This window comes from Shewanella sp. SR44-4 (genome assembly GCF_014163715.1).
In the GTDB taxonomy this organism is placed as follows: domain Bacteria; phylum Pseudomonadota; class Gammaproteobacteria; order Enterobacterales; family Shewanellaceae; genus Shewanella.
The window spans coordinates 1-12167 of record NZ_JACJDU010000075.1 but is presented as its reverse complement, the minus strand read 5'-3'; the positions used below and the strand labels follow the sequence as shown (position 1 = coordinate 12167).

Below are 12167 nucleotides of genomic sequence, written 5' to 3'. Positions count from 1 at the left end.
TATTTAGGTGTTGGGTATTTAGGTATTTAGGTATTTAGGTATTTAGTTTGGGCTATGATTAATTTTTCGATTTCGTCTATCGTTTTAATTATCGCTCCGGTTATCACTCCAGTTCGTCGTTCACTTTTTTTTATTGTTTTTAGGGGGCGTTAAAAAGTCGTTTTAATAAGGTTGTTTAGACATCATCATCAAACCGTTACTGACAAAAATGAATGCGTTACTGTCAATATTAGCCTTTGCTGTAAACATTACTCACCATGCCTCTTTAGTCTAATGTAGTGCTTTTTTACTTGTGAGTCAGGCCGTTAATTGGTTAGCTTGAGCATGACGAAGCACATGCAAGGAGGCTTTAATGGTCAATCAACATCAAGCACAACTACCGCTTACTCAAAGTGAATATCATGGTGTCACTTCAACGACGCTTACCGATAAAACCATTGGTCAATATTTTGATGATATTGCCAGTGCTTACCCAGACAATCTTGCGGTAGTCGTTCATCATCAACAAATCCGCTGGAATTACCGTGAGTTTCAAGCAAAGGTTGATGCGCTTGCCACCGGCTTATTAACGCTAGGTATTCAGCCCGGGGATAGAGTCGGCATTTGGTCTCCTAACAATATTGAGTGGTGTTTAACCCAATTTGCTACGGCTAAAATTGGTGCCATTATGGTGTGTATTAATCCGGCTTATCGGCCTGAAGAGCTGGAATACTCTTTAAGTAATGTGGGCTGTCGAGCAGTGATTTGTGCCGATAAATTTAAGTCCAGTGATTACTTACAGATGTTAAATGAGTTGCTGCCAGAGTTAAGCACCAGCACAGCAGGTAAGCTCACTACACTCGCACTGCCTGAACTCGAGTATGTTATTCGAATGGGCACCGACCGTACACCCGGCATGCTCAACTTTAATGATTTGCTGCTGGAGGTTAACGACGAAGCTCAACATGTGTTGGCCACCATTGCTGACGCTCTCGATACTCATGATGCGATTAATATTCAATTTACCTCAGGTACTACAGGTAGCCCTAAAGGCGCGACGTTATCGCATCACAATATTTTAAATAACGCTTATTTAGTGGCTGACGCCATGGGCTTTACCTCAACTGACAAGTTATGTATGCCGGTTCCTTTATATCATTGCTTCGGCATGGTGTTAGGCAGTTTAGCCTGTGTTATTCATGCTTCAGCAGCTGTGTATCCCGGTGAATCTTTTGATCCTCTTACCACGTTACAAGTAATCGCAAATGAGCGCTGCACAGCTCTACATGGCGTACCAACCATGTTTATTGCCGAATTAGAACATCCACAATTTAACCAGTTTGATCTTAGCTCATTGCGCACAGGCATTATGGCGGGCGCCACATGCCCCGAAGAAGTCATGCGCCGAGTACAAGAGTTAATGTATATGAAAGAAGTGCTAATTGGTTACGGACAAACCGAATGCAGCCCGTTAAATCACATTACTGAAATTGACTCCCCAATCGAAAAACAAGTGCTCACCGTTGGCAGAGCATTGCCGCATACCGAAGTGAAAATCATCAATGAGTTTGGCGACGTGGTTGCTATTGGTCAACCCGGTGAAGTGTGCAGTCGAGGTTACTGCATCATGCAAGGGTATTGGAATGATGCAGTCAAAACGGCTGCAACCATCGACAGCGCAGGCTGGTTACATTCGGGCGATATCGGCCAAATGGATGAATTAGGCTATGTGCAAATTGTTGGCCGTATAAAAGACATGATTATCCGCGGCGGTGAGAATATATATCCGCGTGAAATTGAAGAAAAACTTTATAGCCATAAGGACGTGCAGGATGCTGCCGTGTTTGGCGTGCAGAGTGACAAATACGGCGAGGAGGTATGCGCGTGGATTAAGGTCCGTGCCAATGCCGACATCACCGAAGACGATATTCGTCACTTTTTAACCGAAAAGTTTGCCTATTTTAAAGTACCGCGCTACATCAAGTTTGTTGACCAATACCCAATGACAGTGACGGGGAAAATTCAAAAATTTAAGATGCGTGAGTTGATGTATCAAGAGTTACATGAAGCCATAAATTGATATTTTGCGTGTAGTCATTAAAGCCCAGTGTTGAGTTATCGCACTGGGCTTTAACATTAATGGGCAATATATTTGCAAGTGAAATTGATATTACACGCACAGACAAGTAACGCATTAAATAGCTGCGTCATAAGCATTGGCAGAATTGAAACAGCCTTACTTTCGATAAATACTTTAGTTTTAGTTTTAGCTTTAAGTTTAAGTTTGAGTTTAGATTTGAGTTCAAGTTCAAGTTCAAGTTCAAGTTAGACACAGTTGTAAACAAATGATGTTTTCTCGATAGCATATGGTGAGTGATACCATTGCCGGCTTATATTTTTATCGGCTGAGTTCGTCAGCTTTTCCGCTTTTTCAGCTGGATACAATCGACCCATTGTTGGAGTTATTTTGAATAATACTAAAGGTAGTCTTTTTATGGTTGCCGCGATGGCAGCATTTTCTATTGAAGACATGCTGATTAAATCGGCAGCCGAAACCACGTCTATTGGTCTGATTTTAGCGTTATTTGGATTGGGCGGAATGTTGATTTTTATGCTGCTGACTTGGCGTAAAGGGCAAACAATTTTACACCCAGCGATATTGTCTACGCCAATACTCATCCGTGCGGTGTGCGAAGTTATTGGTCGTTTCTGTTTTGCATTGGCTATCACGCTAACGCCTTTATCAAGTGCATCGGCTATTTTGCAGGCCACTCCATTAATCGCAATGATAGGTGCAGCTTTATTGTTTGGTGAACAGGTTGGCTTTAAACGCTGGATTGCCGTATTGATTGGTTTTTGTGGCGTGTTGATGATTATTCGCCCTGGTCTTGATGGCTTTGAAGCAACGTCTTTATTTGCAGTTGTCGCGACCTTAGGTTTTGCGGGCCGTGATTTAGCAACTCGCGCAGCTTCACCAGTGTTGTCTAATATGCAACTTGGGGTGTATGGTTTTTTTGTGCTAATTCCAGCAGGCATTGCCATACAATTATACAAAAACGAGCCATTACAACTTGGTTCCACTGCAGCAGCGCAAATTATCGGTGCAATTGTGTTCGGGGTGATGGCGTATAATGCCCTCACAATCGCTATGCGCGCGGGCGATGTATCGGTTATTTCTCCTTTTCGTTATACCCGTTTATTATTTGCCTTAGGTTTGGGGATATTTATATTTGGAGAATCGCCAGATTTAGCAACCTTACTTGGAAGCCTGCTGGTGGTATTAAGTGGTGGATATACCCTAATTCAAACCCGTAAAACAGTCTCAGCAAGTTTGATAAAAAATAGCGCATGAGCAGAGTGAATTGATTCACTCTGCGGTAAGGCATAACAAAGTTAAACACTATAAGATTAGAGATTACTAGGCTAGAGATTACTAGGTTAGAGATGACTAGGTTAGAGATTAACGATAGATAAAATGTTTCGCATAAGCTTGATGACGGATAAAAAGCGACTAACGTTAAATTAACGGTGCAAGGTTCATTTTTGTAAATCGGAGGTTTTTGATCTAAAACTCATACTCTGTAGCGTGAAATGTCATACTTTGTTGCGAGATAACGGTAGCAAATAAAAGTGGCTACTCACTAAATACTTTCATTTATTAAACGATAAAAATCAATAACAAAGACCTAAGCTTATTTTCCGTTATACTGCCTTACCCGCTACAGCCCCATATTTAAGAGGTATCAAAAATACCATGGATATCAAAGGAACCTGCATTTCATCTACAGCAGATGAGCACGGCCCCATTTATGTTTATCAAACAAGAAACAGCCGCATTCTCAGTTTTGATGGAAAAATCTATCAAAGTTGCATGAAAATCAATGATATTAATGGATTACATCTGGGCTATACCCAAGCCATGATGGCAGGTTTATTTTTTATTCCCGCAGTAACAACAGCCACAATCATGGGGTTGGGTGCAGGTTCAATGGCTAAAATATTGCTCAGTAGCTTCGCCGATTTGAAGGTACACGCGGTTGAATACCGTGAAGCCGTCGCGAAGGCTGCGAAAGAGTTTTTTTACTTACCTGAAACTGATCGTCTTGCTATTCATATTGACGATGCGGTGAATTACATTAAAAATACCGACATAAAAAGCGATATTATCTTTTCAGATCTATACAACTCACAAGGTATGGAGCCGAAACAAGTACAATCATCCTACTTACACGATTGTAAAAATGCACTCAATCAACAAGGGGTTTTGGTGCTCAATATCTGGCATACGTCAGCTGAATTACGCCAAGAGCTAGATGAATTACTCGCGCTCGAATTTGAAAATCGATTACTCAGTTTTGACGTCGAAAGCGGCAATACCATTGTGCTCGCGTTCAAAAACGATATTCCTGCGATAAAAAGACACGATCTACTGGCGAAAGGCAAAGCGTTACAAGAGCAAATGAGTATTCCAATGGAACGTTACGCCAACTTACTCTGCGATGCACAAGGTTGATAGGCTATCGATTGTTATCTTAGATGACTTTTATCTTAGGTGATTGTTATCTTAGATGACGTTTAACTTAGATGATTGTTATCTGAGATGATTTTTATTTTAGACGGTTGTTAGTTCATATTCTGAGGCGAAATATTTTAATGTTGTCGCCGTGAGTTTTGATGACTGGCTTATCAAGCCAGCCTTATACATTGGCCCCAAAAACAATTTCTTGTTTTGAGTCTAACCACATTGGGTTTTGTACCATCACCTTGCTGAACATTCGACTCTGTAAATAGTTATTAAGCCATTGTCGTAATTTGGGGTAGGGGGATTGTAAATACCATTGTCGCTCAACTCTGGCAAACTGACGAATAAACGGCATTAATGCTAAATCTGTCAAACTTGGTTGGTCAGACATTAAATATGAGTGCTGGCAAAGCCTTGATTCGAGATCAGCAAGATAACGCTCACATTGTTGTCTATCTTCTATAAGCGACGGTTCATGGTAACGTTTAGAGCAGCGATATTTCTCTAAATGTCCTTTGAATTCATTATCAAATATCGCAATAACCGCCAACATTTCAGTTAACGCGTTTGGCGTTGCTTTATTAACATAATCGTCAGGGTCTGTTTGTGAAAAAGCCCATAGCATGATGGATAAACTTTCATCAATGACCTGATTATCTGTGGTGACTAAAACTGGCACTGTACCTTTGGGCGACACCGTAAGCATTTCTGCAGGTTTGTTGCTTAACACTAGGTCGCGCAGGTTTACTTGCTGTTTGGATGCATAAATAGCCAGTCTGGCGCGCATTGCGTAAGGACAATTTCTCAACGAATAGAGTACAGGTAATACCATGATGTTGTTTATTATCTCTCAGTCAGGTAATGCAGTTAGCAAAATGATCCTGTTCATTTTATCACTAATACCTAACCCTTTAAATATTGATTACGGGAGTCTTTTTTGAAGATTCAAATGTATTGTTTGAAGCTCATTTTTCTAGGTTAAGTGTTAAATGATTAACTTCAGAACAAGAGTATTAAACGATTAAAAATCAGTTTTTATAGAGTATTCATTACCTTGATATAGGTAACGAATGACGCTACGAGATATAAGAAACTGCGCCTTGTTATCCAATACTTATGGCGCTATTTTTCGTTTAACGTTAGGTCTTGAACCACAAACCTCTGGCGTAAAAGACAGCTGTATTACATACTTTAACGACTGTTCAATTATGCGGTAGTTCATTCATGCAGGGTTCCTCTATTGAGAAAACACTTGAATACAAAGGTCATGTTGTTTTTAAAAAACTTACTATTCCAGCTTTTAAGCGTTTTGCTCGAGAATTTGCGTCTAACGAAGCATGTTTTGCTTTTTTTACCGAAGGTGAGTACCAGGTGCGTACTGCAACAGGAGTATTGACGGTAAACCGTGATATTGGCTTGCTTGCCAAATGCGTCAATTATTTCTATGAAACCGTAAGTGGCCAGTTAGAGCAAGGCCGTGGTGAGGTGATTGGTGTTTTTTTGTTTCCCGATATTTTTCAACGTTTATTCCATTTCGATTTCACCCAATCGGACTATCAAGTCGATTACGACTTAAAGCAAGTAGAAGTGGACCAATTGTTGACACATTTTCGGGACAGTATTTCTATATTGCTCGACACACCTGATTTGGCAACGCCCTTGATGATAGAAACCAAGTTACGTGAATTTGTGTTGTTGATGACCCAAAAGGTGTCAGCCCCATCAGAATTAGATTTTTTAGCATCGATGTTTAAGCCTAATTTTGTCAAATTCGAACAAGTTATCCAACATCACTTATTCAGTGATGTAAGCATCGATGAATTGGCCGCGTTGTGCCATATGAGTGTGTCAAGCTTCAAACGAAAATTCAACGAGGTTTATGGACAGTCCCCTAAAAAACATATCAGCCAATTAAAAATTGATAAAGCCATTAGTTTGCTAGACGAACCAAGCTCTCGGGTTTCCGACATTGTTTTTCAAACAGGCTTTGAATCTATATCAACCTTTAATCGTGTGTTTAAAAAACATATCGGTTGCTCGCCGTCTGAGTATCGCCAACGGCAATCCCCTTAATATGTAGCAATGGAGATCGCGTTAATTCGTTTTGGACTAAAGTGACCATCAACTGAGCTTTTCTGATAAGTACCTATACAAGTTGTTGCGTAGACTAGCCTCATTAAATGTAACTAACACTTTGCAAACGAAGCAATGAGCATGGGCAACAATTTTAAAAAACGATATGGTGACTGGGCATTGTGTAGATAAGGTTTTCGTCAAAGTGTTAATCTGTCGCCACTATGTTTGAATACTGTAGAACTTAACGATTAATAAAAGAGAGAATGTCATGATTAAAGTCAGTGTATTGTACCCAAATAGTGAAAGTGCTACTTTCGATATGGATTACTACTGTAAAACCCATTTACCACTTGTTGCAGATTTAGTAGGTGAAGCACTTATTTCAGCCAGTGCAGACCTTGGCCTTGCTAGTGTTGTACCCGGTGAGCCTCCTATGTACATCGCAATGGGTCATCTTACATTTGAATCTGTAGAAACATTTAAACAATCATTTGGCCCACATCAAGCTGTGATAGCGGCAGATATAGTTAATTTCACAAATACCCATCCCGTGATACAAATTAGTAACATTGCTCAATAATATTATGCCTGTCTAATGTACGTTACCTTAGTATTGCCATTTTAGCGTCTTAAATGAATAAAATCATTTAGGACGCATTGGTATTAACCTTACCGTCTAATTCGCGATGCGACTGTTGACTATAAATGCGTATCACCGCAGCTTTATTCCCAGTCCATCTATTGGTGAAGTTACTATCGATGCTTACATCGGAGTGACAGTTCCAAAACGGTGGTTTTATTCAATCTGCAACTTGTACTCCCCTTATGATTTTTGTTATCTAAAGTGTGTATTTGACCATTAACAATGCGCACCAAACTTAAAATGATTTAGTATCACTTTGTAGGTATTTATTGTTATAAGTTATAAAAATAAATAATTATTTAGTATGATCTATTCGTTAAAATCACCCTATTTTCGCTTCAATATAACCTTTTGGTAGTATCTAAAATGTAGTTTTTGTCTCCATAATATCATCCTCTGATTCATTTCGATGTTACTAGCCAATACAGCCTATTTTGTCCGATCTCGCTATTTTTATTTAGGTGTCATTCAAAAGAATTACGAAGCTAACCTATTGAGTAGTAACGATGAAAATATGACTTTTTATTGATCTGACCCCGTATTATTTTAATAGATTGATGTTGAAGGATTTCCCCCGCCAAAAACGCGTTTAGCGTTACTTTTATGATTTTTTGCCTCTTGAATTTAACCATGATTTTTCTATGGTTAATAGCAGGCGCATAAGTAAATATCTCGAGTGCTGTAAAAGTGAGACATAGCATTGTGTAGCCGTAAAAATAACCTACTACTTATTACTTACTTGTCATTCATTTCATCATCGAATGACGACCTGTTTGTTAATTTGCAGTGCGTGTAGGTGTTGACACTGAGCTGACGTGTTTTGGTTAAAAATAAATCCAGGAGGTCGTTATGTCTAACTAGTTTAACCCCAACAATAATTACAGGAGGTTGTTATGTTATTTGTTAAATACTTTAATAAAAGGCCGATTGCCCTTGCTATCTCTTTAGCATTGCTGGCCTCAATAGGAAGTGCGGTGGCTTATGAATCGCCAGTGCATGTGTTTTCTGTTAATGACGTACTGGGAGGGTTGAATGGAGTGACCTTCGCAGACGACCAAACGATCATTTGTGGCCTTGGCCCAGTGAGTTGTCCTGATGATAATCCAGCGCTTCTCGACAAGTCGGGGGTGATGTTATATCCAGTGGATAGCGAGTTTGGCTTTTATGTGGTTGATTTTCTGGGCGCGCAGCCCAAAGCGCGCAATGGTGATTACCTCGAAGGATTCGTTGGTAATATTGACGAAGGCGGAGGGGTGATTGGTATTCAAGTTGCCAATGCCGCCACCGAAAAATACAAGGTAAAACCACCATTAGGAACATGGTGTCAAGGGCTCGGTGGCACCTCGGTAAAATGTGAAACAGAGCATTATACTGTTATGGAACATGCGCTTAGTTGTTATGAGACCATTCCATACTTTTTTGCCAGCCCAGACGGTACCCAAGCCATTATATCAACCCCAGACGGCACTCTGTCGTATGACTGCGCTGGCGCGCCACTAGATGATAATGTTCAAGTGTTAGTGGGTGGACAACAAGCCTATCGCCTAACCAATGCGATACCCTGTGAAACAGATGGTCAGCCTGAAGGGTGCCAGATGTTTCCTAACGACAAGACCAACATGCTCGATAACATCGCCTTAAGCAGTGATTATTCCGTGCAGCTTAAAGATGATGGTAAGCCACTTTATGGTTGGGGCGGAATACATAAACGGCCGAACGATATCCGCATGTATGCCCAGTTGGCGCTTCCTGAAGAATGGAAAACATCCACAGAAAACTTTGTCGTTACTCGTGCAGAGCTTGTGGTTAATCACTGGATCACCAATAACCCTAATGACCAACTTCGTCCAGAAGACTTGGAAAACGAAGCTGCAACAGGGCGTAAACCTTCTTATAGAATTGAAGGTGATGGTGACGCAGCCGTATGGAAAAGTACTGTTCCGTGTTATGAAGGCGACAGCGATATAATCGATACTGAAAGTGGCGCTTTCGATCCATCCTTTATCGGTGTCGGTACAATATTAAAGAATACCCCTAAAGCACTGGACCCTTTGGCTACACCAGGTGAAAGCGCTGCAGAGCACCCTTATGCATTCTCATCAGATCTCGCTGGTGGCTATTCTAATGCTTACTATACCACCATCAATCGTGACCCCTTTGAATGGTCTTATGATGCTAACCCTGACCCAAAAATTCAGGATTTCATCGGTAGTGCACTGCCAAATGCGTCGCTCGGTGAGCTTGTCTCAGGCCCTCGCTGGAGACTTAAACCTAATAAGTTTGGTCAAGACTTGCCTGGACTTGAGATCCCGTTGATTGAATGTAGCGCGCCGCCTTTTGCCAAAGAAAATATTAAGTATGAGGTCGGTACGCCAACGACCACAGTGATCAATTTACTGGATTGGGAAGAGGGAGAGATATCTCCGCTGGCAACCAGTAGAGGTTGGGTTGATGTGACGGCAAATGAGTATGTCACTATTGTCACTGAGGACGGCGAACCGGCGGTTACCAGCAATGGTTTACCGATGACGTCAGATTTTGACCTTGCGGTTTACATTAAGGGCGATAGTAAATCAACAGCCTTATATAACGCACAGCTCATTATCGAATATGAAGGCGAAGTTCCTATGGTGAATACTGATGTCGATGTTGCACTGACTGCTTTTGCAGCATCAGCTACAGTGTCCTTTAATCAAACGGTAGCAATGGTTGTCGATGTGAGCAATCTTAAACCCAGTAGTGTCAGTGGTGAGGTAACCATTACTGGAGTCACTAACCAAGGCGTGGTTATTGAACTGCCGCCGATGGCTTTCAGCGACTTGGCTGAAGGAGATACGATTTCATTAAATGCAAGTTGGACAGCCAACATCATCAGAACGTCCGCTGTTAGCTGGACGGCGACGGTGACAGCAGAAGGCGATCTTAATAGTGATAACGATACTGCCACCGCAACAACAAAAATCCGTAGATGATAATTAAGGATTAGCAGGTGAATCAAAGGGGAGAACTTTTGTTTCTCTCCTTTTAACTTAACCTAATTGATATTGTTATTAACGGTCTTTACGGACTTAGAAGATAGGAATAGCAAATGTGCATCATACGAATAATCTTTGTCTCGGCCATTATTTTATCTTCGGCGATTACCTCGTTATTCGCTGAAGAAAACAGCGATCCAACTCAACCCGCAACTACCATTCCACCGGCTACTGCAACCACGCCGGAGCTAGTTACGCCAGCTGTCACGCCAGCCATCATAACTCCGGCAGTGCCAGTCACGCCAGTAATAGCAAACCCTGCAGTAACCCCGCCAGCGCCTAAGCAAAGTGCGAAAAAACCGGCAATGGGTCACGATTACCAAAAAAATATGCCCAAGCTTGGCAAAGGTGATCCCAATTATCGTGGTGAGAAGGAGGTTGTATCTGATGCTCAACCCATAATCAACAACCAAGAGAGTCAATCAAAAGCGCCATCAATCATAGATAACCAGCGCAAAAGTGGTGCAGATGTAGGTTTTCCTGGCTACCGCGGTGAGGGAGACTCGGCTTACCCACAACATCAGCAATATCAACATCCGCCACGCTTTCCGGCTGAATCAATAGAGACTACTCCAGCTGATACGTCTCCAGTACAGACTAAACCAACCGAACAAAATAGTGATGTACAGACAAATAAACCATCGGTTGATGCTTCAGCAAATAAGGTCAAAACACGTGCGATCATTAACCAACAGCGCAAAGGAATACTTCATGCAGCCGCATTTGGCGACGAGCCAGCGGTAAAAGCATTACTCAAGCAAGGATCAAGCCCAAATGCCAGAGCAAAAGACAGAATAGGGCGAACAGCATTAATGCTAGCGGCATTGAGTGGTCATGAAAACGTGGTTAATACACTGCTTAAACAAGGTGCCAGTGTGGATTTAAAAGACAGAACAGGCCATACCGCACTTAACTGGGCGGCAAATCGATCGCACCTAAACATAGTCACGTTATTACTCAACCATGGCGCTGATATAAATATCAAAGATAATGGCGGCACCTCTCCTTTGTTATATGCGGTTGCCACTAGCAATGTGGCAATGGTGAGTTTATTGCTTTCACATGGCGCTGAAACTGAGTTACAAAGCGCTGAAAGTAAGATGACGCCACTATTACTGGCCATTGAGCATAACGATATTGAATCTATTAGTCTTTTACTAGATAACGGAGCTGATGTTAATGGCACAAACAGTGATGATTTTTCACCATTAATGGCTGCGGCAGAGCAAGGTCAGCTCAAGATAGTGCAAACACTCCTCTTTCATGGTGCTGAGGTCAATCGATATGATAATAAGCATTTTACGCCATTGTTCTACGCTGCCGACAAGCAACACATCGACATCATGCAGCTGTTATTAGCCCAAGGTGCAGATGTCAATTTACGCGATAATAAAGGCCGAACCGTTTTAATGCGCGCCAAGCAGCAAGGGCATGCAAACGTTGTAGCGTTATTATGCGCAAAGGGAGCTAAATATAACGCCGATGGATGTTGAGATTAAAAAGGATACAAGTTTGGAGTTTGACCGGATTAATCAAATTAACGTTTATTTTTATTTTAGATTTGGTCGGTATCCTCCTGTGTTATGAGATGATTCCAATCTCCGACCCCATGGCAGAGCCATGAAAGCTAGCTCTGAAGGCTGTCATCACAGGGGTGTCATAGTCTAACCCCCTAAAAAGTGACCATAGAAGTGACCCAGATTTTAGCTTTAAATTAATCAGCGTTGGGAACTGGGCGATATGAGAGTGCCGTTTGATGATGTTTAGGCAATATGCGCCCAGGTGTTTAAGTTAGGGATTGATGACATAAGGGTGATGATTAGTGATGAATAGTAGTGGTCAAGTTTAATGATGAATAGTAGTGGTCAAGAATAATGATGAAGATTAATGACGAAGAATAATGATGAAGATT

General features: G+C 41.4%; 8 protein-coding genes. 7 read left to right on the top strand and 1 reads right to left on the bottom strand.

Annotation, left to right across the window (positions count from 1 at the left end; translation table 11 throughout):
• Window positions 1-352: 352 nt before the first annotated feature.
• The 3 genes from H5125_RS20765 to H5125_RS20755 all read left to right on the top strand — a co-directional run bounded on the left by H5125_RS20765 (window position 353) and on the right by H5125_RS20755 (window position 4492).
• Window positions 353-2059: an AMP-binding protein gene (locus H5125_RS20765; RefSeq protein WP_101087995.1), complete on the top strand. Its 1707-nt coding sequence runs from the start codon at window positions 353-355 to the stop codon at window positions 2057-2059.
• Window positions 2060-2446: 387 nt separating this feature from the next.
• The gene (locus H5125_RS20760; protein WP_259395506.1) at window positions 2447-3331 is read left to right on the top strand and encodes a DMT family transporter; all 885 of its coding nucleotides are present in this window, start codon (window positions 2447-2449) and stop codon (window positions 3329-3331) included.
• Window positions 3332-3733: 402 nt separating this feature from the next.
• Window positions 3734-4492, top strand: coding sequence for an ATP-binding protein (locus H5125_RS20755; RefSeq protein ID WP_182745293.1), 759 nt, complete (start codon window positions 3734-3736; stop codon window positions 4490-4492).
• A gap of 184 nt (window positions 4493-4676) precedes the next feature.
• Here the strand turns inward: H5125_RS20755 and H5125_RS20750 are convergent, their stop codons facing one another.
• Window positions 4677-5333, bottom strand: a complete 657-nt coding sequence (locus H5125_RS20750) for a glutathione S-transferase (RefSeq protein ID WP_182745291.1) — start codon at window positions 5331-5333, stop codon at window positions 4677-4679.
• A gap of 392 nt (window positions 5334-5725) precedes the next feature.
• Between H5125_RS20750 and H5125_RS20745 the strand changes: the two genes are divergently transcribed.
• The 4 genes from H5125_RS20745 to H5125_RS20730 all read left to right on the top strand — a co-directional run bounded on the left by H5125_RS20745 (window position 5726) and on the right by H5125_RS20730 (window position 11748).
• A complete protein-coding gene (locus H5125_RS20745; protein WP_101088003.1) occupies window positions 5726-6574 on the top strand; it encodes an AraC family transcriptional regulator in 849 nt (282 codons plus the stop codon).
• Between the two features lie 271 nt (window positions 6575-6845).
• Window positions 6846-7157: an EthD family reductase gene (locus H5125_RS20740; protein ID WP_182745289.1), complete on the top strand. Its 312-nt coding sequence runs from the start codon at window positions 6846-6848 to the stop codon at window positions 7155-7157.
• A 956-nt stretch (window positions 7158-8113) separates the two neighbouring features.
• Entirely contained in the window at window positions 8114-10192 is a 2079-nt protein-coding gene (locus tag H5125_RS20735) for a hypothetical protein (protein ID WP_182745287.1), read from the top strand.
• A 116-nt stretch (window positions 10193-10308) separates the two neighbouring features.
• Window positions 10309-11748, top strand: a complete 1440-nt coding sequence (locus H5125_RS20730) for an ankyrin repeat domain-containing protein (RefSeq protein ID WP_182745285.1) — start codon at window positions 10309-10311, stop codon at window positions 11746-11748.
• The last annotated feature ends 419 nt before the right edge of the window (window positions 11749-12167 follow it).

Coding starts and splice junctions, on each gene's coding strand:
- H5125_RS20765 (WP_101087995.1), top strand. CDS start 353: ATGGTCAATCAACATCAAGCACAACTACCGCTTACTCAAAGTGAATAT.
- H5125_RS20755 (WP_182745293.1), top strand. CDS start 3,734: ATGGATATCAAAGGAACCTGCATTTCATCTACAGCAGATGAGCACGGC.
- H5125_RS20750 (WP_182745291.1), bottom strand. CDS start 5,333: ATGGTATTACCTGTACTCTATTCGTTGAGAAATTGTCCTTACGCAATG.
- H5125_RS20745 (WP_101088003.1), top strand. CDS start 5,726: ATGCAGGGTTCCTCTATTGAGAAAACACTTGAATACAAAGGTCATGTT.
- H5125_RS20740 (WP_182745289.1), top strand. CDS start 6,846: ATGATTAAAGTCAGTGTATTGTACCCAAATAGTGAAAGTGCTACTTTC.
- H5125_RS20735 (WP_182745287.1), top strand. CDS start 8,114: ATGTTATTTGTTAAATACTTTAATAAAAGGCCGATTGCCCTTGCTATC.
- H5125_RS20730 (WP_182745285.1), top strand. CDS start 10,309: ATGTGCATCATACGAATAATCTTTGTCTCGGCCATTATTTTATCTTCG.